This is a genomic window from Staphylococcus massiliensis (assembly GCF_043186315.1).
Taxonomy (GTDB): Bacteria; Bacillota; Bacilli; order Staphylococcales; family Staphylococcaceae; genus Staphylococcus; species Staphylococcus massiliensis.
On the sequence record NZ_CP171119.1, the window covers coordinates 1971214 to 1994514 of the forward strand.

The window sequence follows — 23301 nt, forward strand, 5'->3', positions numbered from 1 at the left end:
CTTATTCCTTCCTATCTGACTGAATAACGAAATCGAACAAACGATTCATGACGTCTTCAGTTTGATGTAACATTTCTGGATGCCATTGTACGCCTAATAGAAAGTCATAGTCTTTATGTTCAAAACCTTCGATAATGCCGCCGTTGGCTGTTGCTGTTGCTTTTAAAGGAGAAGCAAGATGATGTATCGTTTGATGATGGAACGAATTAACCATCAACGTTTCAGTTTGAAGCAATTGGTAGAGTTTCGTATCTTTAGCAATCGACACCTTATGCGTTAAGTCTGTCGTTTCACCCTGTTGAAAATGCTTATACGTCACGCCATCTTTATATGAGATATCTTGCCACATCGTACCGCCGAAAAAGACATTGATGATCTGCATACCACGGCATATACCTAAAATCGGTATCTCTCTTTGAATCGCGAGATCGAGTAGCTTCAGGTCGTACTGGTCTCTCTTAGGATTGACCTCACCAAGTAAGGGCATAGGGTCTTCGCCATAGATGAGCGGACTAATATCTTGGCCACCAGTGATAATTAATCCATCTAGCATCTCAACTTGTTGCTTTAAGATAGACGCGTCTTCGTGAATCGGTAATAATATTGGAACGCCATTATTTTTGATGACTGCATCGACATAATCTTCATTAAGAAAGAATCGCTTATGTCCACATAGCGGGCCATCTAAATACTTACTGATATTACATGAAATACCTATTACAGGACGTTTCAATACACACCACTCCTTATAAAAGCAATATATTATATCTAATTTATATACTAAGAAGCGCTATATTGCAATAAGAATTTTCAATTTTCAGATATTTATGCTCTTTTAAAAGACCGGGTTATCCCCGGTCGAGTTATTAGCGTTTAATCACTACGTCAAAATCGTCTGCTTAAGTTGAAAATTTTACCTTACGCTCAAAGGCACTATTACAATTTTAACATAGTTTTGTTTACATAATTATTTTCCTGTTTCCTTAAACGACTGAATGCGTGCTTTGATTTCATCTCGAACGCGTTGAAATTCGGACCAGTCTTTTCCAGCAGGGTCATCAAAGCCCCAATGTGCTTTCTGTACATTGCCTGGAATCATTGGACAGTTTTGGTCTGCATCACTACATAATGTAACGACGAGTTCAGATTGTTTAATAATCTCTGGATCGATGATGTCTGAGGTATGATTCGATATATCGATACCTACCTCATCCATAGCTTTAATAGCGTTAGGATTCACACCATGAGCTTCTATACCTGCTGAATAGCTTACCCAATCTTCATCTAAAATCTCATTCGCAAAGCCTTGTGCCATCTGACTACGGCATGAATTACCTGTACAAATAAAGTAAATAATCTTTTTATCCATAATTTAATCCCCTTTTTTTAAAAGATAAGCATTGTTAAATATAAACCTAATAACGTGAAGAATAGCACGGGAATCGTAATGATGATACCTGTCTTAAAGTAAGTTCCCCATGATATCTTCATACCCTTTTGGCTAAGAACATGTAACCATAATAATGTAGCTAGAGAACCAATTGGTGTGATTTTGGGACCTAAGTCGGCACCTATCACATTCGCATATACTAAGCTTTCTTTTAACATGTGAGACGTTGATGTTTGATCAATTGCGATGGCATCAATAAGTACTGTCGGCATGTTATTCATAATTGAGGATAAGAAGGCTGAAATAAAGCCCATACCCATGATACTTGCAAACAGACCGTGTTGCGTAATACTTGTGAGTACAAACGCAAGTACTGAAGTGATACCAACATTTTTAAGACCGAACACAACAAGGTACATACCAATTGAGAAGAATACGATATTCCATGGTGCACCTTTGAGTACTTCTTTCGTATTCACTGCTTTAGATTTTTGAGCGAGTAACAAGAAGATAATCGCGATAATCATTGCGATAAATGAAACTGGTATCTTAATAAATTCACTTAATAAATATCCTGCGAATAGAATACCTATCACGATCCAAGAGAATTTAAACAACTTACGATCTTTTATAGCTTCTTTAGGGTCTTTTAACATATGTGCATCAAACGACTTTGGAATCAACTTTCTAAAGAATAACCATAATACTAGAATACTTGCGATTAATGAAAAGATATTTGGAATAATCATGCGACCTAAGTACTCCACAAATCCAATGTTGAAGTAGTCGGCTGACACGATATTCACGAGATTACTTACGACTAATGGTAAAGACGTAGTATCTGCGATAAAACCACTTGCGATAACAAATGGAAAGATTACCTTTTCATTGAAGTTTAAATTTCGTACCATTGCGAGTACGATTGGCGTTAGGATTAACGCCGCGCCGTCATTTGCGAAAAAGGCTGCTACGAGTGCCCCTAGTAACATAATGTAGACAAACATCATAAGCCCGTTGCCTTTCGAGGCTTTTACCATGTGACGCGCTGACCACTCGAAAAAGCCTATTTCATCAAGAATTAATGAAATGATAATGACCGCTATGAAAGTTAAGGTTGCGTTCCAAACAATACCTGTAACTTCTACTACATCTGATAGTGATACGACGCCGGTTATTATTGCGATAATAGCACCCGCGATGGCACTGATACCGATATCAAGCCCCTTAGGTTGCCATATTACGAATAACAACGTGACGAGGAATATCACGATCGCTAAAATTGTCATGAATTAACACTCACCCATCTTTATGTCTTTACAAATACATCGCTCATTAGAGGTATTTAATAGATTTAAAGATGACTGAACCTGCTTTAGAACCGTACTTTCAATATGATACATGCGTCTATTCCCTGTTTTATATGTCGAGACAATTCCACTTTCTACAAGCATTTTCATATGGTGACTTAATGTCGGTTGGGAAAAGTCAAAATGCGCAAGTAAGTCACAAGCACATAGTTCTCCACACGATAGAACATCTATAATTTCTAGACGATTGCGATCAGCAAGCACTTTAAAATATTGCGCTAATTCTTCATACGTCATATTAAACACCTCCTAATGTCGTATATAGACTATCATCTATATAGATATTTGTCTATATAGAATTGAATTGTCGAATGAGGAAGATTAAAGGCAAGGATACGAGATATTAAATGAAAGGCGGTTAGGATTATTCTTAGAATGAGGATTTTTGATAATTTTTAATTGGTAAGAGGATTTGAATCTGATGCCACAGCTTATATCGGAGTAGGTGTTTTAACTTCTTCATGTTTAAGTACTAATGAAGGTCTGACTAGTTGGCAAGAACGTCGTTAGCGACTTGTGATACTAACACTAGTTGGTAAGAGCTCTGTTAGCGACTTGTGACTCAATCACTAGTTGGTAAGAGCTCTGTTAGCGACTTGTGACACATTCACTAGTTGGTAAGAGCTCTGTTAGCGACTTGTGACATGATCACTAGTTGGCAAGAGCACCGTTAGCGACTTGTGACACGTTCAATAGTTGGTAAGAACGCCGTTAGCGACTTGTGACGTATTCACTAGTTGGTAAGAACGCCGTTAGCGACTTGTGATACTACCACTAGTTGGCAAGAGCTCTGTTAGCGACTTGTGACGGATTCACTAGTCTGCAAAAGATCTTACTCCTAACCCCAACTGAATTTGGAAATACAATTCCCCACCAAACCAAAGTACTTCCCCTTAACCCCAATCCTTTATCCCCCTTTCAACCATAAAAAACACCCTACTAAATGGCTTCTCCATCTAGCAAGGTGTATATAGCTTAATGCTCTAAGTACTTGATTATTTACGGATTTCTTGGATACGAGCGGCTTTACCACGTAAGTTACGTAAGTAGTAAAGTTTAGCACGGCGAACTTTACCATAACGTTTAACTTCGATTTTCTCAATTTTAGGTGTGTGAACTGGGAATGTACGTTCCACGCCAACACCTGAAGAAATTTTACGTACTGTGAATGTTTCTGAAATTCCGCCACCGCGACGTTTAATTACAACACCTTCGAACACTTGGATACGTTCGCGTGAACCTTCGATGATACGTACGTGTACACGTACTGTGTCACCTGCACGGAATGATGGAATGTCTGTACGTAATTGAGATTTAGTTACTGCTTCGATTAATTTGTGATTGCTCATTATTTACACTCTCCTTCAACCTATGTTCTTGCCTTGACAATCATATAGCAGCGGATCATAGTGATATTTGTGTCTTTCCACACTTAAAGAATAATAGCACATTCATTATCATTTTTCAATGTGTTTTTTAAAGGATTCAATGGTTTTTAAATCTTTTTCAGTAAGTGGATATTTGTCTAATAAATCTGGTCTTTTATCAAAAGTCCTTTTCAAAGATTGTTCGTGTCGCCAAGCTTCAATCTTGCTGTGATCTCCGGATAGTAAGATGTCAGGTACTTTCATGCCTTGAAATTCACGCGGTCTTGTATATTGAGGGTGTTCGAGTAACCCACTTGAAAATGAATCGTCTTCGTGGGATACCTGATTACCTAATACGCCAGGCATGAGTCTCACGATTGCGTCGGTCATTAACATCGCTGGCAACTCGCCACCTGTAAGCACGTAGTCACCTATCGAAATTTCATCCGTGACAAGATGCTCACGAATACGCTCATCATAACCTTCATAGTGACCACAAATGAATACGATATGTTTCGCTGTACTTAACGACTCAGCCTTCTGTTGATTAAATGTCTCGCCTTGAGGACACATCAGAATAACACGCGTATCCTCGTAGGTTTCAAGGGCGTCCATTGCATTAAAAATAGGTTCAGGCTTTAGCAACATACCTTGGCCGCCACCAAAGGGATAATCGTCAACTTGGTTATGTTTGTTATTCGCGTAATCTCGAAAGTTAATCGTGTTAAATTTAACAAGCTCGCGTTCTCGAGCACGCTTTAAAATGGAGCTATTTAAGACGCCATCAAACATTTCAGGGAACAAAGTGAGATAATCAATCTGCATCATCAAACAACCCTTCCATTGGTCGGATGATAACTTTCTTACCTTCAACGTCGACCTCTCGAACTACCTCTTCAATGTAAGGAATCATGTATTCTTTATCGCCTTTAATAACCCATACATCGTTAGCACCAGTTTCAAAGATCTCAGTAACACGACCAATCGGCGTGTCTGCTTCATCAAAAACAGTACAACCAATGATATCTGAGTAATAATACTCGTGTTCACCAAGTTCAATGTCCTCATGATCACGTTCTTGTAAAAGCACTGACCCTTTTAAATATTCAATTTCATTAATATTCGTGATACCTTCAAACGTTAACATATGAAAGCCTTTATGCATGCGATATGACTTTACTGTGAACGTTAGCATATCACCTTTATAATCAACCATTAGCGTTTCTCCTGGTTGAAAACGTGTATCCGTAAAGTCTGAATTCGATTTTACTTTAACTTCACCTTTTATGCCGTGCGTGTTTACGATAGTCCCAACTTCAACTTTCATGTTTGAAGCCTCCGATTCTTTATAATATACGAAAAGCGTACCATGTAATTGGTACGCCCTCAATAGTATGAATAAGTTATGACTTACTCAATTATTTAGAATGCTTTTGATCGTCAAAAGTTTTTAAGATGCCTTCTCTTGAAAGGATGTTGTGTACTGTATCTGTAGGTTTAGCACCCTCTTTTAACCATTTAAGTGCTAATTCCTCGTCGATTTTAACTTCAGCTGCATTTTTGTGCGCTGGGTTATAAGTACCGATTTGTTCGATGATACGACCATCACGTGGCGCACGAGCATCTGCTACAACAATACGGTAGAATGGGTTACGTTTAGAACCTAAACGTGTTAAACGAATTTTAACTGCCATTTATAATTCTCTCCTTTTTCTTTAATTTGTTATCTACAAGAAAATACTATAACAGTTACACAAACGTTTGTAAAGAGTTTTTTCTTTACCAATTTAAATTAATTCAAAGTTGCATCACACGACGTCTGATTAATCGTGTATTCACGTGTACCAATATTAAAGTATTTCGGATCATGTGTAACCATAATGATTGTTTTACCTCGTTTATTTAAATCTCTGAAGATATCGATTATGTGATCAGAGGTTTTTTCATCTAAGTTACCTGTAGGTTCATCCGCAAATATCACAGTGCTTTCTTTAATTAATGCACGTGCAATTGCGATTCGTTGCTGCTCACCACCACTCAACGAAACCACTTTTTGTTTTAAGATAGCTTGTGACATGCCAACAGTCTCTAAAGCATCGCTCATAAGTTGTGTATCCTTATATTTTACGTTAAGAGGCAGCGTTAAATTTTGTTGAACAGTTTTATTCTTTAAAAGTCCATAATTTTGATAAATGTACGCAAAGTGTTTTCGCTTGATATTAAGAATTTGCTTTCTAGTGTTAATGAACTCGCCTTCAAAAGTATAGGTGCCACTATCAGGAAATTCAATTAAACCCAACATATTTATAAGGGTGGTTTTACCACTTCCACTCGCGCCACGTATGATATAAAAATCTCCTTGAGTAATCTCCATATTGAGCATATGAAATAAAACACGTTGATTAAATATCTTGGTGAAATGATTTATTTTAATCATAAGATTCCCCCTTGATGACTGAATTCAATAAGGCTTTATTAAGACTATTGAAACGATATAAAACGAGTAAGATTTGAATGCAAATCATGGTGATGCCATAACTTAAACTCATAAGCGTATACTGCAAACTCAGTAATAATATAAATAATACATTTAATAACGCTAGAACCCATATAAATGTTTGGTGTATTTGGAATCTTGTATAGCCCAAGTTCATTTTAATCACAAAAGTATACGTGCTCTTATTAAGATAAACACCTATATAAGTATAAATTAATATCAAGCTTCCGATAACCAATCCAATGATAGAAAACATATTTTCAAAACGCTTCAGATGATAATCTCTTATTTGATCAGCTTTCTCATCATAAACGGACTCCATGATATACATGTATGGTTTTAAGTTAAATTGATTTAAACCTTCTTCCAACGCTTGTATAGGGTTATCTAGATTAGATTTAAGGTAGTAAAACCCAGTTAAATAATGCATATAATTCAACGCAATTGAATTACCAGTATCAACAACTATGATAGGGTCTTTAACGCTATAATCTGGTTCAACTAAGTCACTTTCATACGTAAAATACTTACGGTTATTTTCAATAAATATAGGATTAATTTTAACTTTCTTATTATAGTCTTCTAAGACTGGATCATAAGTATAGGAAGACTCCTTATAATTAGATACAATTTCATTGATATGCGTTTTATATTTCATTGGAATGATTAAGTTTAAATGAATTTTATCGAATTTCATTTGATTAAATATGCTTTTTGAAAAGTTTTCTTGTACATAGTTTTTATCTACCACAATACTTTCACCAACTGGTTCAAAACGACTATCTTTCTTAACATTTTTCTTATAAAACGGTCCCCCTTCTAGCGCTTCCGTGTAATTTTCAGCTTCTAAAATAAAACCCTTGAAATACTCACTATTATAGTAGGCTTTCATTCTTTCACTAACGTCATCATGTAATTTCTCATCAAGGTGAATACCGTTTGATTGAACTACCATACGATATGTATTTCTAGCTTGTTCCCACGCAGCTATGTTTTGATGTTCACGTTTCAAATGCTTTTCGTTTTCAATCAAGTCATGTAACACATGCGAGATTAAAAATATTGCTATTAACCCAACAACTATAAATAAATAATGATGAGCATTATTAAACTTTATCCTATTCATTTTCGAATACATAGTTAAATAAGTATTATGCAAATATAAAATGAGTAAACTTATCATAAGACATCCTATGAAAGTAAACATTACCCCCGTTATTAGGATCGGTAAAAGAATGTTTCTGAGTTCTAGCACATAATAAATTATTAGAGATTGACTAAATATAACTATTACACAAAAAAGAATAAGTATAGAAAGATTCTCTTTTAACACTGTTCTTATGATTTCAAAGGGTGTATAACCTAAATTGAATTTCAGTTTAAATTTATAGGCATTTACTTGAAGCAAGTATATAAATAACGCTAATGTTATGACTATTAGAAATAAGAATATTGAGATTAGACGATAGTTCCAATAATATTTTAAATTGAATTCGCTTTTTTCCTCAGTTACATTACCGACTTTACGATTCAAATCCTCGATCACGGCTTGCTTATTATTTTTATCATTAGAGTCGATGTAAAAGCTGCCTACACTACTATAATTCTTTAATCTAGATAAAGGGTAGACTTTTACCACTATTGATTTATCAGCTAACTTAATGTGATTATTTTTAACTTGTTGAGCTAATAAGTATGGTCTATTCGTAAATATCAATATTTTGTGTTGATTTATTTGAATGCGTTTAGTAACCGAAACTTGGTGCTTATTTGAAATCGCAATCAAATCTTTGACACTTTGCGCTTGCGTTGTTTCGTATTTATCGGGTGGGTATATATTGATGGTGCTTTGATTATGATTAATCATGTAATCTAATTCGATTTTCTTATAAAAGTCACTAACTATAAATACGCCAAACAATATGGTTATAAAAGATAGAATTCCTAAGATGCTTTTCATGTGTTGGTTCGCCTCGCCTATTCTAAAAAAGCCACTCGTCAACAAATTATTTGTAAACAAGTGGCTAAGGAAACTTTATTCAATTCTTTTTTTAATTTACTCGACTAGTTAGTAGCTATAAGTCTGACTAGAAGGTCAACTTGATTAAGGATAGTATATACTAAAATAAAATTTTTGTAAAAATTAATTGCTTATATATATTTCTTTGTATTAGCTCTTTAGCTTCAATCGGTACACGTGTTGGTACCCTACTTCACCTAGTACATATCTACCCGTATCTTCAAAACCACATTTAACATATAAATGCTTCGCACTGTGGTTTTTCACATTCACACCTAGAACTACCTCATCTACATGAGGAAATGCTTGTTTCACGTATGAGATAACACGTTTGATTAATTCTTTTGCGTATCCGCGACCTTCATATCGTGAATCAGTTGAAAAGCTTCTAAGTAAAATACTATTTTCGTTATCCGTAAATTGAAACTTATCATCGCTCTGATCAAGAGCGCAGAAGGAAACAATTACCTCATTATCAATAAGTAGTATAGGTAACAAACTTTGGCCTACTCGTTCTAATGCGATAACATCTTTAGGTAACGCCGTATATGTAGGATCTTTAAGATAATAATCTTGAAGAATTTTACTAAAATTTTCGTTATAGGATTCTAAGTGCATAGTCGCTACACCTCATTAAATTACTCATACTTATACTTCTTTCTAAAATAACACATCTCAAAGTACCACTAAAAAAGCATCTCCCGATCACGTGGAGATGCTTTATCAATTCTATTAAAATGGTAAATTCATGCCTTTTAACATGTCCTGCATTTGACGTTGTTTACCTTTTCCTTTGCCTTTACCTTTACCACCTGTAAACTGTTTCATGATTTTCTTCATATCATTGAACTGTTTAAGGATTCGGTTTACTTCTTGTAAGGAACGACCTGAACCTTTAGCAATACGTTTCTTTCTTGAAACGTTAATTTTTTCAGGATGTTCACGTTCATATTTCGTCATCGACTGAATAATAGCTTTAATATGATCGATTTGCTTTTCGCTCATATTCATCTTATCGAGACCTTTAACTTTATTCATACCAGGGATCATCTTCATGATGTCATCTAAAGGTCCTAAGTTTTTAACTTGATCAAGTTGTACTAAGAAATCATCTAAAGTAAATGATGATGTTCTCATTTTCTTCTCAAGGTCTTTCGCTTTTTCTTGGTCAACGTCTTGTTGGGCCTTTTCAATGAGGCTTAACATATCGCCCATACCAAGAATACGAGATGCCATACGTTCAGGATGGAACAGTTCTAAGCCGTCGAGTTTCTCACTCATACCAACGAATTTAATTGGTTTTTGTGTCACGGCACGAATAGATAGCGCTGCACCACCACGTGTATCACCATCAAGTTTCGTAAGCGTTACACCTGTAACGTCGAGTTGATTATCGAATGATTCTGCGACGTTAACAGCATCTTGACCTGTCATCGCATCGACAACAAGCATGATTTCATTAGGCTTCGTAATCTCTTTAATGTCTTCAAGCTCTGACATTAAACCTTCATCGATGTGTAAACGACCTGCCGTATCGATGATAACGAAGTCTAAATGTTCTTCTTTCGCATGTTTAATCGCGTTGTCTACGATTTGTTGCGGTTTAACTTGGTCGCCTTCTGAATAAACTGGGATATCAATTTGTTTTCCGACTGTTTGGAGTTGGTTTATGGCAGCTGGTCGGTAAATATCGGCTGCGACAAGTAATGGTTTCTTGTTATATTTTTTGCGCATTAATAAAGCAAGTTTACCTGCAGTAGTTGTTTTACCGGCACCTTGTAAACCAACCATCATTACGACTGTAGGTGGCTTTTTAGCCATCGTAATCGAACTGTTTTCGCCACCCATTAATTCTGTTAATTCATCTTGTACGATTTTAATAACTTGTTGGCCTGGTGTTAATGATTTCATAACATCAGAACCTAACGCTCTATCTGAAACTGTCTTTACAAAGTTTTTGACAACTTTAAAGTTTACGTCCGCTTCAAGTAGTGCCAGACGTACTTCACGCATCATTACTTTTATATCAGCTTCAGTCACTTTACCTTTACTTTTAATCCTTTGCATTGTGGCTTGCAAACGATCGGATAATCCTTCAAATGCCATATAAAGTGACCTCCTATTCTAATTCTTCTAGTTCTTTTATATAAGCTTTAATTTTTTCTGGTTCATGTGTAGCTTTAAGCATTTCTGAAAAGATTTCTTGGCGTTTTTCGAACTTTTCAAGTAAACCAAGTTTACGTTCGTAATCTTCTACTAAATCGCCCGTTCTTCTTATGTTATCATACACTGCTTGACGACTCACATCAAATGTCTCAGCAATCTCGCTTAGTGCGTAATCCTCTAAGTAAAAGAGCTCTAAGTAATTACGCTGTTTGTTAGTTAATAATGATTGATAAAAATCAAACAAATAATTCATTCTGACTGTTTTAACTAAGTCATCTTGTCTCGTCATATTGTTCGCCACTTTCAACTTCTTTAGGTTGGTCTTTGTCTTCTTCTGGAACGTTTTGTTCGATCATGTCAGCAAATAAACCGTATACATAACTTTCTGGGTCAAATGGTGTTAAGTCATCTAATTTCTCACCGAGACCTACGTATTTAACTGGAATTTGCATTTCATTTCGAATTGCAAGTACGATACCACCTTTAGCAGTACCATCAAGTTTTGTTAAGACGATACCTGTTACATCTGTAACGTCTTTAAAGGCTTTTGCTTGAGAAATCGCATTCTGACCAGTAGTCGCGTCTAAGCATAATAATACTTCATGTGGTGCATCAGGTACCGCACGTCCAATAACACGTTTGACTTTCTCTAGTTCGTTCATTAGGTTTTGCTTGTTTTGAAGACGACCAGCTGTATCACAAATCAATACGTCAGCGCCTTTGTTTTTTGCTGCGTTAATAGCATCGTACATCACAGCTGCTGGGTCAGAACCTTCTTTTTGGCTCACGACTTCAACGCCAATACGGTCGCCCCATACTTGTAATTGTTCAATAGCACCTGCTCTGAACGTATCACCCGCAGCAAGCATTACTTTTTTATCTTCAGATTCATAGCGGTGCGCAAGTTTCGCAATTGAAGTTGTCTTACCAACACCGTTAACACCTACCATTAAGATGATATTTAAACGACCATATTCAAGGTTCATCGCTTCTGATTGGTCATCATCTTGTCGGTAAATCTCTACGATCTTCTCAACGATAACTTCACGTAAATCTTCAGTCTCTTGAATGTTACGGCGCTTCGCTTCCATTCTAAGCTCATCGACAAGGTCCATAACTGTAGTGAAACCTACGTCCGCTTGAATTAACATTTCTTCTAAAGCTTCGAAGAATTCTTCATCGACTTTGCGATAGCGTGCAATCAGATTATTTAACTGTTCTTGGAAGTTATGACGTGACTTTTCAAGACCGTCTCTAAACTTGGCACCAAGTTTTTGAGACTCAATTTCTTCAAACTCTTCAATTGAAATTAAATCATCATCATCGAAGTCCATTTCCCATTCGGAACTTGGACTAATTGGATCATGTTTAACTTCTTTTTGAGCTGGCATGTCATGTGACGGCGCTTCATGCGCTTGTGGTTCGTCGCGCTCTGGCGTAGGTTCGTGACGAGAAGGTGGTTCTTCTTCACGACGTTGTTCTTCATCATCCAAAGGTTCTAATTCTTCAAGATCTTCTTGAAAATCATCTCTTTCTTTAGGTTCTTGACTAAACTTATCACGTAAACGTTTAAAAAAGCTCATTACGCTTCCTCCTTCATCACATCATCTATAGTATTTAAATTAACACTTACAAGTTTTGAAACGCCTGATTCTTGCATCGTAACGCCATACAAACGATCGGCATATTCCATCGTGCCTTTTCGATGGGTAATCACGATAAACTGCGTGTCGTTCGCTAATTGCTTTAAGTATGTTGCATATCGAATCACATTTGCTTCATCTAATGCAGCCTCTACTTCATCTAGTATAACAAATGGTGCAGAACGAACCTTTAATATTGCAAATAATAATGCGATTGCACTTAAAGCACGTTCACCCCCACTTAATAATGAAAGGTGTTGGAGTTTCTTACCAGGGGGTTGCACGATAATATCGACGCCTGCTGATAAATAGTCGTCATCAGTAAGTTTCAGTTCTGCGGAACCACCGCCAAATAACGACTTAAATACATCACTGAAATGCGCCTTAACTTGAAGAAATGTATCTTTGAATCGTGTTTTCACTTCTTGATCCATCTCTTGAATAATTTGATCAAGCGTTTGCTTAGCCTCTCTTAAGTCGGTACGCTGTGAATCAAGAAACGTGAAACGCTCATTAATTTCTTCAAATTGTTCAATCGCATTTAAATTTACTGGCCCAAGTTCATCAATCGACATCTTCGTAAGCTTCACCTTTTTACGAAGCGCTTCGATATCATCATCAAGCTCATACATCGTGCGCGCATGTTCATACGTCGTCGCATACGTTTCTTGAAGATGCTCAATCGCATGTTGTATCAACACATCTAAGCGCGATTGCTTCGTTTTAATGTCTTGATAACTATTTTCGATTGCCAGTATATCGTTCTGTTCAACTTGGAGTTTACCTTCAAGCGACTCTAACGATTCAGCGAGTTCTTTGCGCGATTGCTTCGACGCTTCGATCGCTTTATCGAGGTCATCTTTCTCATGTTGACTGGCCTCAATTTGTGCTTCAATCTTTTGAAAAGCCTTTTCACCCGTCATCTCATCTGAATTGAATAGTTCAATTTGCTCTTGGAGTCGACGATTTTGTTGTTGGTTATTCTCAAGCTGATGGTTAACGTTTTCATATTGTTCCTTCTTCGTTTTCAAACGCTCTTTAACAACCGCTAAATCAGACTTCATTTGGTTTAATTTCTGTTGCTTTTCATGGGTGTCAGCTTTATCTGATTTGAAACGGTTTCGAACTTGCTCGATTTCCGCTTCAAGCCCTTGTAATTTTTGTTGTAGAGTTTGAAGTTCTGATTCCTTCTCAGCAAGCGTTTTCTGGCTATGTCCAATTTCATAGCCATCATTCTTCTCAAACTCAAATTCTTCATGATCGTCTTTAATACGGCGCTCTTGCTCATCTAAATGTTTAATCGCCATTTCTAAAGATTGATATTCATGTCGTAAATGTTGAATTTTCTCACTACATGTTACATAGGATTCGCTAAGACGTTCTTGCTCTAATTTCTCAGCGTTACATTGTTCTTCAAGCAATTTCGTCTTAGACTCGTATTCATGAAGTTGATTCTTTATCGTTTGTAATTCATCTTTTTGGCTCAAGATGCTTTTATTATGACGTTCACCGCCACCAGTCATTGAACCGCCAGGGTTTACGATATCACCATCTAAAGTTACAATTCGAGACTTATAACCTGTTTGACGTGCGATGTCGTTCGCATGTTTAAGATGATCAACAATGATCGTAGTGCCTAATAAATTCTGAACAATCGTTTCATACTGTTTATTAAAGTGAATTTCATTCGCGGCAACACCGATAAAGCCATCTTCGTGTTTCGCTTGTTGGTAAATCGTTTCATTTAAGTATCTCGGCTTAATCACATTTAAAGGTAATAATGTTGCGCGCCCAAGTCCTTTAGATTTTAGGTACGAAATTGCGTTACGCCCGTCTTCTTCATTATCGACGATGACATGTTGCAACTGTGCCCCTAAAGCTGTCTCAATGGCTTTAGTTAATTTCGATGGCACATCGATAACTTCAGCTACAGCACCATGGATACCACTTAGGTCCTTATTCTTCAATATATGCTTCACACCGCTAAAGAAATATGCATAATCGTCTTTACGCATTTCCATACCATCGATTTTAGACTTTAACTTTTGATTATAGCGATACGCTTGATACAACTTCTCCTCAAGTTCACCTAAGCGAGACTTTTTCTGCTTCAACGCGTTCTCATTATCTTGCTGCTCGCGTTCATATTGTTCAAGCGACTGTGCCACTTCTTGAAAAGCCCTTTCCTTAGAAGCCTTCTCAGTTTGAATACCTTTTAAAGATTCAATTGCTTCAACAAGTTTAGAATCAAGACGCGATTGCTTTTTCTCATTTTCTTCAATTGTACGCTTTAAAAAGCGGATGTCATTATTTAATTCAGATTGCTTAGATATCTCTTCATAATAGTCGTTTTTTAGCGTTTCAAGCTGCGTTTCGTATTCATCATCAGACACCATTACTTCAGATTCCATATCGTGAATGTGCTGCGTAAGTTGCTTTGACTTAGATTTAAGTGAATCGATATCTTGTTTTAGCGTGTCTCTATCTGATTGTAATTGCGCGAGTTGTGTTTGAAGGCTTTCAAGTTCTTCTTCAAAGCGCGCATTGGTTTCAGATTGGTTACGTTTACGCTCTTCTAATACGTGAAGTTGACCCGTGTACTTCTCAACTTCTTCTGTTTTCTGAACGAATTGGTAATTTAATTTCTCAAGCTCTAAATCTGCCTGATCTTTTTGTGACTTAATTGATTTAATTTCTCGTTGAATACGTGTCTTCTCACTATTCTTAAACTCTTGTTGGCTTTTCAAACGGTTAAGAGATTCATCTTGTTGATTAATATCATCTTGATACGCTTCAATATCATGAACGGTAACAAGGATATCACTCTTCATCATCTCTTGAGATAACACAAGGTATTCTTTCGCAATCGCAGCTTCTTCTTTAAGCGGCTCAATACGCCCTTCTAAATCATATAAAATATCTTCAACACGATTAAGGTTGTCTTCTGTTTGTTCTAATTTATCAAGTGACGCCTTTTTACGCTTCTTATATTTAAGCACGCCTGCAGACTCTTCTAAAATTTGGCGGCGGTCAATAGGTTTCGCATTTAAAATTTCATCTACACGACCTTGTGAAATGATACTAAACGCTTCTTTTCCTAAACCGGAATCTAAAAACAATTCAACAATATCCTTTAACCGAGCACGATCGTTATTGAGATAATACGCACTGTCACCGTTACGATACAGACGTCTTGTAACAGTAACGATATCTTGATCGAGATTTAACGTCCCAGAATGATTATCAAGTTGAAGCTTTACTTCAGCGTACTGATTACCTTTACGGTGTTCGGCACCAGAGAAGATAATGTCCTCCATCTTAGAACCTCGAAGTGATTTCGCTGATTGTTCACCTAGCACCCATTTAATGGCATCAGTAATATTACTTTTACCGCTTCCATTAGGGCCAACAATCGCCGTCACACCTGTATCAAATTGAACATGGGTATGTTCTGCAAATGATTTAAATCCATATGTGTCAATTGACTTTAAATAAACCATGTTCTACTCCTAACTATTTCATTTGACGATATGCTTTTTCAGCAGCTTTTTGTTCTGATTCTTTTTTCGTACGACCACTTCCAACCGCAATGGCTTCACCGTTTAACAATACTTCTGATGTAAAGAAGCGATGGTGCGCTGGACCTTCTTCTTTAGCTAAACGATATGTGACGTCACCTTTAGATTTCGTATGCATAAATTCTTGGAAGCGTGTTTTGAAATCTATAACTCCGACAAGTTCTTCAGTTTCAACAATCGGGAATATAATTTTCTCTGAGAACGTTCGTACTGTTTCAAGACCTTGATCGAGATACAACGCGCCTACAAACGCTTCAAAGGCATCTGAAACGAGTGACGGGCGTGTACGACCGCCTGTTTTTTCTTCACCTTTTCCAAGTAAGATTAACTGATTTAAATCAAATTTGTTCGCAAATATTACAAGTGATGGTTCACATACAATTGATGCACGCATTTTCGTTAAGTTACCCTCGGGTAAATCAGAGTACTTATCATATAAGTAACGTGAAACCGTCAATTCTAATACCGCATCGCCTAAAAATTCTAAACGTTCGTTGTGACTTAAGCGTTCTAAATTGAAATCATTTACAAAGCTTGAATGTGAAAAAGCTTGTTGGTAAATGTTGATATCATTATATGATAGTTCAAGTTCTTGCATCTTTTCATCAAAACGATGCTTAAATTCTTGAATCATATCATTGTATTTTGAATGTGCCAAAAATAATCCTCCCAATATAAAATTCCCTATACAAAGTTTACGTGAAAAGTCACGAAAACTAAAGAAAAATCTGAGCCTGGTAGCTACCCGACTCAGATAAATAACAAATTATTTTTCAAGGCTGTTGATGTATTTAACAGCATCGCCTACTGTGTTAATTTTTTCTGCTTCTTCGTCAGGAATTTCAGTACCAAATTCGTCTTCTAATTCCATAACTAATTCAGCAATATCAAGTGAATCAGCACCTAAGTCGTCTTTGAATGATGCATCTTCAGTAACTTTGTCTGCATCAACACCTAAGCGATCAACGATGATTTCTTTTACTTTATCGAAGTTTTCCATGTTGGTTCACCTCCTTTTAATGCGTAAATATGCGGACTTTTATATTTTGCCATTTAAATGGAATAAATACAAGTTTTCAAACAAGACTTAAATTGATTTCTCTTTTGAAAAGGCCTTTTCAAGAAGGAGGGTGCGCCCTATCATAAATCAAAGATTAAGGCGTAGAACCTGCTTCATATGTTAAAGGCGCTTATTCCATGTGCATGCCGCCGTTTACGTGGATTGTTTGACCAGTGATGTAATTCGCTTTATCAGAAGCTAAGAAAGCAACTGTGTTTGCGATATCTGTATCTTCACCGAAACGCGCTAATGGAATTTGAGCTTTCATCTTCTCTTTAACGTCGTCGCTTAACGCGTCTGTCATATCAGAAACGATGAAACCTGGTGCTACAGCATTTACAGTAATACCTCTTGAAGCTAATTCTCTCGCAGCCGTCTTAGTCATACCTAATACGCCTGATTTAGTCGCAACGTAGTTAATTTGACCAGGATTACCAACTGCGCCAACAACGCTTGAAAGGTTAATAATGCTACCGCTACGTTGCTTTAACATTTGAGGTGTAACCTTTTGAATGCAATTGAAGACACCTTTTAAGTTAGTGTTTACAACGTCATCCCATTCGTGTTCTTTCATACGCATTAATAAGTTGTCTCTAGTAATACCTGCGTTGTTTACTAATACGTCTACAGAACCAAATTCAGATACAACCTCTTTAATCATTGCTTTAACTTCGTCGCCAACTGCAACGTTAGCTTGAATTGCGAAGCTGTCGACACCTTTTTGTTTAATTTCTTCAACAACAGCGTCTGCTTTCTCTTTGTTACCTGCGTAGTTAACTACAACATTGTAACCTTCTTCAGCTAATTGTAATGCGATACTGCGACCGATACCTCTTGAAGCACCTGTAACTAATGCTGTTTTACTCATTTTCATTCCACTCCTTTACATCTTCTAGCGTTTGAATTGATGTTAATTTAACATCACGATTGATTTTTTTAATTAAACCAGATAATACTTTACCTGGACCAATTTCAATAAAGTGATCGACACCTTGGTCGATTAACCATTCAGTTGATTTAATAAACTGAACAGGAGAGTAAAGTTGTTCTACCATATTAGCTTCAATTATAGAAGCTTCTTGTTCACCTTGTGCATTGACGTTTTGAACAACTGGCATATTTGCGTCGTTCCAATCAAAGATTTGGATGAAAGCTTTAAAGTCATCTTCAATAACTTGCATCATTGAAGAATGAAAAGGTCCAGAAACTTTTAATGGCATAACGCGTTTCGCACCAAGTTCTTTACCTTTTTGAACAAGTGTATCGATAGCTTCTTTATGACCTGACACAACGACTTGACCAGGTGCATTAATGTTAGCTGGTTCCACTTTAACGTCGTCGTTTGAAAGTTGGTGACAGATTTCAGTTACCTTTTCAACAGATAAACCAAGTACTGCAGCCATGCTACCTACCCCTGTAGGAAAAGCCTTAGCCATCAGTTCACCACGTTTACGCACGATACGGACAGCATCTTCGAACTTAAGTACGCCACTAGCGACTAAACTTGAGTACTCGCCTAAGCTATGACCCATTGTATAGTCAGCATCAAGGTTTTCTAAAGCACGATATAAAGCAATGCTGTGTGTCAGTAAAGCAGGTTGCGTGTTTTCTGTCTCACCGAGCTTTTCATCACTGTCTGTAAACATTGTTTCAAGTAAATCAAAATCCATACTATCTTGCGCGATATTTAAGATTTCTGTTGCTGCTTCATTTTTGTTATATAAATCTTCTGCCATGCCAACCTTTTGTGCACCTTGGCCTGGAAAAATGATAGCTGTTTTACCCATATTATGCTCCCACCGTTTCTTTCATTGTTTTAACAATTTCTTGTTCTGATGCAACTTTAGCTTGTCTAATTGCTGAGAAAATAGCTTTAGCGTTCGAACTTCCGTGTGCTTTAACGACAATACCATTTAAACCTAATAATACTGAACCACCATATTCAGTATAATCAAGTTGTTTACCAATGTTAGAAATATCTTTTTTAAGCACTAAAGCAGCAAGCTTGTTTTTGACACTTTTTAAAAGTGATTGCTTGATGATTTTACCGACTGATTTTGACGAACCTTCAAGATTTTTAAGAATCATGTTCCCTGTATAACCGTCAGTTACAATCACATCTGCTTCATCTTCCATAAGTTCTTTCGCTTCGATATTGCCATAGAATTTGAAATCATTTTGTTGATTCATTAAATTATAGGCTTCTCGTGTAAGGGCGTTACCTTTCTTAGGTTCTGTCCCTATATTTAATAATGCTACATCAGGTTGTTTAATATTTCGAATTTTTTGGGCATAAATATTTCCAAGTTGTGCATACTGTAATAAATGCTCCGGTTTCGTGTCAGCATTGGCACCAACGTCTAGAAATACAAAGCCTTTTCCGCTAACTGAAGGTAGCGTAACAACAAGCGCTGGTCGTGAAATACCTTTGATACGACCTACAATAAATAAGCCTGCAGACATTAACGCGCCCGTATTCCCTGCTGAAATACAAGCATCTGCTTCACCGCTTCTAACCGCGTCTGCCATACGTACCATTGAGCTATCTTTTTTCTTCTTTATAGCGCGAACGGGCTCATCTTCCATTGTAATGCGCTCAGTGCAATGTCTAAATGTAACACGTTCATGTTTGAAGTTATATCTATGTTCATCACCAAACAGAATGATGTGAATATCTTTGAATTCATTGACAGCTTGTTTAACACCATCTATAACTACATCTGGTGCATTGTCGCCACCCATCATATCTACTGCAATTGTTACCATTTTATTCATCCTCACTTATGTAATACATCTTAAATTCTCCGCTGAATACATGCTTATCTTTCACATAGGAGTTTACGGATATTTCAAAATACTTAGGTGTGACTCGGTTTACTTTTGCTATAGCATGAACGCTTTCGTTCAAGTAGACCGGTTTATGAAAGGTTACTTTACTTTCATGCGTTAATACCGAATCTTTATGTATTAAAGCTACACACAATGAATTTGCTTGTGCAAAAATAACGTGACCTCGTGCGATTTGATTACGTTCAAAGACGTGTTGTGCTTTGATGGTCATCCTAGATTCTGCTTGGTGATTGGGTTCTACTTTGAATACGTCACCAATAATATCGTGTGCTTCAATTGATCGAATTTCGTCGTAACTATCTTTTGCAACGAGAGATACGCGTTTACGAACTTCAGGAATTTGAAGTTGATTACGATCAAGTCTAATGGTTTGAATACTTACAGAAAATAATTCACATAGTTCTATATCTGTTATAAAGGGATTATCTTCTATGATTTCAATAATTTTTTGACGCCTTTCGTCTTTAGATAGTTTAGCCATAAGTATATCCCCTGTCACTTTTAGTACCAAGTCTTAATGACTTCCTTACATATCATAACATTATCTAAAACATGTACTCAACAATTTTCATTTATTTACTGCTCCATTGTTGACGATGGCTTGGAAATAGTTAATGCGTGGTTGATCTTAGAGGGCTTTACATAAGGAAAAGAGATTAAAAGATGCGAACATCTCTTAATCTCGTGAGATAGGAAGGTATTAAGTTTGAGTGAGTCGGTTGAGGGCGATTTCGCCTAATGATTTAGATGCAACAAGCATACAAGCTTCGTTGACTTCGAACTTAGGATGGTGATTGCCGTACGGATCTGTGACGCCTTCTGGCATGCAGCCGACGATAAAGAATGTGCCAGGAATGTCTTTCACGTAATAAGCGAAATCTTCAGCGCCCATTAATGGCGGAACTTCGAATACTTGCTTGATGTAGTTGCCTTGGCTTTGCTTAAGCGTTTGAACGACGCTTTCTGTTTCATCGGGATGGTTGTAGAGCACCGGATAACCGAATTGAAAGTCGAGTTTAGCTTCTACGCCGTAGCTATCTTCAATACCTTTAACGATTTGTTGAAGTTGTTCGTACATGGATTGCCCAAGCTCGTCTTTGAGATATCGAATTGTCCCTTTGATTGTCACTTCGTTCTGAATTGCGTTAAAACCGCCTGGAGCGTGGAATGAACCGATTGTTACAACGCCTGACGCTTTCGGGTCAATGTGTCGTGACACAATCGTTTGCGCACGGTCGACGAATTTCGTTCCTGCCATTAAGGCATCGTTGGCGCGGTGTGGTGTTGCTGCGTGTCCGCCACGGCCTTGAAGTTTTAACGTGAAGACCGAGGAACCTGCAAACGCATAGCCTTTCGTATAAGCGACAACTCCTGGTGGCGCATTAGGTGCTACGTGGATACCATAAATTTCATCAACGTTATCAAGCGCCTTAGACGCCATCACACTTTTAGCGCCGCCTGGAACAACTTCTTCAGCATGTTGGTGCACGATGCGAATCGTACCAGGTAGCTCATCCTTGATTTCGATTAAGGCATCCGCGAGCGCCATCAGGTTAGCCGTATGCACGTCATGTCCGCAAGCATGCATAACGCCGTCGTTCTTAGATTTAAACGGTAAATCCGTTTCCTCTTGAATCGGTAGTGCGTCGAAGTCAACACGTAAGGCGATCGTTTTACCTGGTTTGCCGCCTTCGATATCGACAATTAAGGCGTGTTGCCCTTCAACAGGGTGTGTCATTGTCACATCTTTCCCCTTGTAAAAGTCCTTTATATACGCGCCCGTTTCCTCCTCTTCAAAAGACAATTCAGGATGTTCATGCAGGTGTCTGCGTATATCAATCATCATGTGTTCACGATCTTCAAGCGCTTTAAACAATTTATCTAATGTAGTCATCATTTAATGTCCACCTTTTATATTTTTAAAATGGTTATTATAAAATTATTATATATTCATTGTAACGGTAGAATGCGCTTATTTGAAATCGTATGTTTCTACCGGTGCAACACACTTACTTGGAATCGTAAGTTTTAATTAGATAGACGAATTGAGATACGACTGCAATAATAAAAATCGTAATTGCGATAATGAATATAAGCGGTTGATTCAAGACTTGATTTAAAAGTAGTAATAGAGCTGCTAACACAGTTAAAATAATAAAGATCACGACATAAAATTCTTTCATCATTAAAACTCCTTTTTCTAAAAGACTACCTATATAATAAGAAATAGGAATTTAATGAAACATAAGTTTTGTTAGTTATTGAACTCAATAACTTATGAATTGTTAGGAGATATGAATATGGACCATACAAATGAGAAAATCTTAAAAATACTGCATCATGATAGTCGAACTTCACTACGTCAAATAAGCAATGAGGTTAATTTATCAACACCGTCTGTTCGCGATAGAATCAATAAAATGCTCGATTTAGGCATGATTCAAAAGTACACGATTGACATTGACTATGCTACTTTGGGCTATGAAATCGAAATATTAGTTGATATCACGACTTCGCCTGCAAAGTCCTCGTACTTCAACGACTTTATTCAATCACAAGAAAATGTAAAATTTTGTTATCGAGTGTCTGGTCCAAGCTGCTACTTATTTAAAGCTATCTTCAGAAATATGAAAGAAGTCGAAAGCTTCGTTGAAACTCTAAAGAAATACGGCAGTTCAAAAACTTTCTTTATACTTTCGAAAATTGTTTAAGGTGTGAGAGTTATTTGTAGTGGGTCAATTGCGATTACAGTCGATATTGATTATCAGCGTATGTAATCAAATACCTATTTTGATTACTTATTTGATTTAGATTTGTTGCCCCTTTCTTTGTGAAAAGGACTTTTAAAACTTAAATATAGATATTTAGCCGTTATGCGATTGTTTTTATTTTCTTTCGCGTAACGGCGACCTTATGCGATTGTTTTATTTTTCTTTCGCGTAACGGCGACCTTATGCGATTGTTTTATTTTTCTTTCGTGTAACGGCGCCCTTATGCGATTGTTTTATTTTACTTTCGCATAACGGGAATCGCCCCTTGTTACATTGTTTACTTCTGTCTTTGTAATATGGCTTCCTTGTTACATTGTTTACTTCAATCTTTGTAACATGGCGACCTTGTTACATTGTTTACTTCTGTCTTTGTAACATGGCGCCCTTGTTACATTGTTCACTTCAGTCTTTGTAACATAGCTTCCTTATTACATTGTTCACTTCAGTCTTTGTAACATGGCGCCCTTGTTACATAGTTTGCTTCAGTCTTTGTAATATGGCTTCCTTGTTACATAGTTTGCTTCAGTCTTTGTAATATGGCTTCCTTGTTACATTGTTTCTAAAATCTTTGTAATAAGGAAAATTTTCGGGA

Annotated in this window: 24 protein-coding genes; 1 reads left to right on the forward strand and 23 read right to left on the reverse strand. The window is 36.9% G+C overall.

Features of this window, described 5'->3' with window-relative positions; all coding sequences use genetic code 11:
• Position 1: 1 nt before the first annotated feature.
• From ACF3N8_RS09510 to ACF3N8_RS09620, 23 genes are all read right to left on the reverse strand, one after another.
• Positions 2–733, reverse strand: coding sequence for a gamma-glutamyl-gamma-aminobutyrate hydrolase family protein (locus tag ACF3N8_RS09510; protein WP_009381704.1), 732 nt, complete (start codon positions 731–733; stop codon positions 2–4).
• A 234-nt stretch (positions 734–967) separates the two neighbouring features.
• Entirely contained in the window at positions 968–1369 is a 402-nt protein-coding gene (gene arsC / locus ACF3N8_RS09515; protein ID WP_009381703.1) for an arsenate reductase (thioredoxin), read from the reverse strand.
• A 17-nt stretch (positions 1370–1386) separates the two neighbouring features.
• Positions 1387–2676 carry an arsenite efflux transporter membrane subunit ArsB gene (gene arsB / locus ACF3N8_RS09520; RefSeq protein WP_238093577.1) on the reverse strand — a complete coding sequence of 430 codons (1290 nt, stop codon included), beginning with the start codon at positions 2674–2676 and terminating at the stop codon, positions 1387–1389.
• Positions 2677–2679: 3 nt separating this feature from the next.
• Positions 2680–2994, reverse strand: coding sequence for a helix-turn-helix transcriptional regulator (locus ACF3N8_RS09525; protein WP_017176566.1), 315 nt, complete (start codon positions 2992–2994; stop codon positions 2680–2682).
• A gap of 758 nt (positions 2995–3752) precedes the next feature.
• A complete protein-coding gene (gene rplS, locus ACF3N8_RS09530) occupies positions 3753–4106 on the reverse strand; it encodes a 50S ribosomal protein L19 (RefSeq protein WP_009381700.1) in 354 nt (117 codons plus the stop codon).
• 108 nt (positions 4107–4214) lie between these two features.
• Positions 4215–4949, reverse strand: a complete 735-nt coding sequence (trmD, locus tag ACF3N8_RS09535) for a tRNA (guanosine(37)-N1)-methyltransferase TrmD (protein ID WP_009381699.1) — start codon at positions 4947–4949, stop codon at positions 4215–4217.
• Positions 4939–5451 (reverse strand): ribosome maturation factor RimM, encoded by a 513-nt coding sequence (rimM, locus tag ACF3N8_RS09540; protein WP_009381698.1) that lies wholly within the window; start codon positions 5449–5451, stop codon positions 4939–4941. The genes trmD and rimM overlap by 11 nt, the downstream gene beginning before the upstream one ends.
• Positions 5452–5542: 91 nt before the next feature.
• The gene (rpsP, locus tag ACF3N8_RS09545; RefSeq protein WP_009381697.1) at positions 5543–5818 is read right to left on the reverse strand and encodes a 30S ribosomal protein S16; all 276 of its coding nucleotides are present in this window, start codon (positions 5816–5818) and stop codon (positions 5543–5545) included.
• Positions 5819–5916: 98 nt separating this feature from the next.
• Complete coding sequence (locus ACF3N8_RS09550) at positions 5917–6561, reverse strand: ABC transporter ATP-binding protein (protein WP_392449857.1); 645 nt, start codon at positions 6559–6561, stop codon at positions 5917–5919.
• Positions 6554–8581, reverse strand: a complete 2028-nt coding sequence (locus ACF3N8_RS09555; protein WP_238101786.1) for a bacteriocin-associated protein — start codon at positions 8579–8581, stop codon at positions 6554–6556. Before ACF3N8_RS09555 ends, ACF3N8_RS09550 begins: the two co-directional genes overlap by 8 nt.
• Positions 8582–8791: 210 nt before the next feature.
• Positions 8792–9259, reverse strand: a complete 468-nt coding sequence (locus ACF3N8_RS09560) for an N-acetyltransferase (RefSeq protein WP_009381694.1) — start codon at positions 9257–9259, stop codon at positions 8792–8794.
• 114 nt (positions 9260–9373) lie between these two features.
• On the reverse strand, positions 9374–10747 hold the full coding sequence (ffh, locus tag ACF3N8_RS09565) for a signal recognition particle protein (protein WP_009381693.1): 1374 nt from the start codon (positions 10745–10747) through the stop codon (positions 9374–9376).
• A 13-nt stretch (positions 10748–10760) separates the two neighbouring features.
• On the reverse strand, positions 10761–11096 hold the full coding sequence (locus ACF3N8_RS09570) for a putative DNA-binding protein (RefSeq protein WP_009381692.1): 336 nt from the start codon (positions 11094–11096) through the stop codon (positions 10761–10763).
• Positions 11080–12390, reverse strand: coding sequence for a signal recognition particle-docking protein FtsY (gene ftsY, locus ACF3N8_RS09575; RefSeq protein WP_009381691.1), 1311 nt, complete (start codon positions 12388–12390; stop codon positions 11080–11082). The genes ACF3N8_RS09570 and ftsY overlap by 17 nt, the downstream gene beginning before the upstream one ends.
• Complete coding sequence (smc, locus tag ACF3N8_RS09580; protein ID WP_392449858.1) at positions 12390–15950, reverse strand: chromosome segregation protein SMC; 3561 nt, start codon at positions 15948–15950, stop codon at positions 12390–12392. Before smc ends, ftsY begins: the two co-directional genes overlap by 1 nt.
• A 13-nt stretch (positions 15951–15963) precedes the next feature.
• Positions 15964–16662 (reverse strand): ribonuclease III, encoded by a 699-nt coding sequence (rnc, locus tag ACF3N8_RS09585; RefSeq protein ID WP_392450444.1) that lies wholly within the window; start codon positions 16660–16662, stop codon positions 15964–15966.
• A gap of 132 nt (positions 16663–16794) precedes the next feature.
• On the reverse strand, positions 16795–17028 hold the full coding sequence (locus ACF3N8_RS09590) for an acyl carrier protein (protein ID WP_009381688.1): 234 nt from the start codon (positions 17026–17028) through the stop codon (positions 16795–16797).
• Positions 17029–17218: 190 nt separating this feature from the next.
• Positions 17219–17956 (reverse strand): 3-oxoacyl-[acyl-carrier-protein] reductase, encoded by a 738-nt coding sequence (gene fabG, locus ACF3N8_RS09595; RefSeq protein WP_017176570.1) that lies wholly within the window; start codon positions 17954–17956, stop codon positions 17219–17221.
• Positions 17949–18875, reverse strand: a complete 927-nt coding sequence (fabD, locus tag ACF3N8_RS09600; protein ID WP_238093589.1) for an ACP S-malonyltransferase — start codon at positions 18873–18875, stop codon at positions 17949–17951. Before fabD ends, fabG begins: the two co-directional genes overlap by 8 nt.
• Before the next feature lies 1 nt (position 18876).
• The gene (gene plsX / locus ACF3N8_RS09605; protein WP_009381685.1) at positions 18877–19854 is read right to left on the reverse strand and encodes a phosphate acyltransferase PlsX; all 978 of its coding nucleotides are present in this window, start codon (positions 19852–19854) and stop codon (positions 18877–18879) included.
• A gap of 1 nt (position 19855) precedes the next feature.
• Positions 19856–20419, reverse strand: a complete 564-nt coding sequence (gene fapR / locus ACF3N8_RS09610; protein WP_238093593.1) for a transcription factor FapR — start codon at positions 20417–20419, stop codon at positions 19856–19858.
• Between the two features lie 219 nt (positions 20420–20638).
• A complete protein-coding gene (locus tag ACF3N8_RS09615) occupies positions 20639–21835 on the reverse strand; it encodes an amidohydrolase (protein WP_392449859.1) in 1197 nt (398 codons plus the stop codon).
• A gap of 112 nt (positions 21836–21947) precedes the next feature.
• A complete protein-coding gene (locus ACF3N8_RS09620; protein ID WP_017176572.1) occupies positions 21948–22121 on the reverse strand; it encodes a hypothetical protein in 174 nt (57 codons plus the stop codon).
• 117 nt (positions 22122–22238) lie between these two features.
• Here ACF3N8_RS09620 and ACF3N8_RS09625 point away from each other — a divergent pair, with 117 nt between their 5' ends.
• On the forward strand, positions 22239–22649 hold the full coding sequence (locus ACF3N8_RS09625) for an Lrp/AsnC family transcriptional regulator (protein WP_009381681.1): 411 nt from the start codon (positions 22239–22241) through the stop codon (positions 22647–22649).
• Positions 22650–23301 lie beyond the last annotated feature (652 nt).